General features: G+C 71.2%; 2 protein-coding genes. Both read left to right on the forward strand.

The window, feature by feature from the left end; translation table 11 throughout:
* Positions 1-88: 88 nt before the first annotated feature.
* Positions 89-493: an IS66-like element accessory protein TnpA gene (tnpA, locus tag JMJ56_RS33150; protein WP_202836126.1), complete on the forward strand. Its 405-nt coding sequence runs from the start codon at positions 89-91 to the stop codon at positions 491-493.
* Positions 490-840, forward strand: coding sequence for an IS66 family insertion sequence element accessory protein TnpB (tnpB, locus tag JMJ56_RS33155; protein WP_043366630.1), 351 nt, complete (start codon positions 490-492; stop codon positions 838-840). Before tnpA ends, tnpB begins: the two co-directional genes overlap by 4 nt.
* Positions 841-883: the final 43 nt, after the last annotated feature.

Genomic DNA, 883 nt, shown 5'->3' on the forward strand with positions numbered 1-883 from the left:
AGCGTCCGGCCTCCATCGCCTTCTCTGGCTGCTGAGGTGCGTTGAGGCTGGCGGCCTTAACGTCGGGCGTAAGGTCGTCTGTAAGGTCATGGACAGCGGGACGGTCGAGATCATCACCGGGCGCGAGCGGCGTCGGCGTTGGAGCGTGGCGGACAAGCTCCGCATCCTAGCCGAATGCGATGCGCCGGGCGTGCAGGTGGCAGAGGTGGCAGCTCGGCACGGCGTCTACCGCAGCCTGGTGTTCCAGTGGCGACGACAGGCCCGGGACGGCCTGCTGGTGGCCGAGCCGACGCCGGAGTTCGTGCCGGTCCGCGTCGCCGCCGATCGCCACGGCGAGGCGATCCCGGAACCAGAGCCTGTACCGCCGCCGCCACCATCACCGCGCGTGACCGCGGCGATCGAGATCGAGTTGCCTGACGGCATCCGGGTGCGGATCGGCGAGGAGGTCGGCCTCGTCGCCTTGCGGCGGGTGCTGGCGGCGCTGCGCGGGTGATCCCCGGGCCACCGCCGGGGGTGCGGGTATGGCTGGCCGCGGGCCCGACCGACATGCGGCGCGGCTTCGACGGGCTGGCGCGACAGGTGCAGGAGGCGCTCGGGCAGGATCCGTTCAGCGGGCAGCTGTTCGTGTTCCGCGGCCGCCGTGGGGATCTGGTCAAGGCGCTGTGGTGGGATGGCCAGGGCCTGGTGCTCTACGCCAAGCGGCTGGAGCGCGGCCACTTTGTCTGGCCGCAGGCCAAGGATGGCGTGGTGTCGCTGACACCGGCGCAGCTCTCGATGCTGCTCGAGGGGATCGATTGGCGCATGCCCACCCGCACCTGGCGGCCGGAGATGGCTGGGTAGTCGTACTCGCAGCAGATTCATTCGCCCCGACGCGGCGCGGTGC

It is taken from the genome of Belnapia arida, assembly GCF_016773205.1.
Classification (GTDB): Bacteria; Pseudomonadota; Alphaproteobacteria; order Acetobacterales; family Acetobacteraceae; genus Belnapia; species Belnapia arida.

Bases quoted from the DNA above. Each gene is read 5' to 3' on its own strand.
- tnpA (WP_202836126.1), top strand. From the start codon at position 89: ATGGACAGCGGGACGGTCGAGATCATCACCGGGCGCGAGCGGCGTCGG.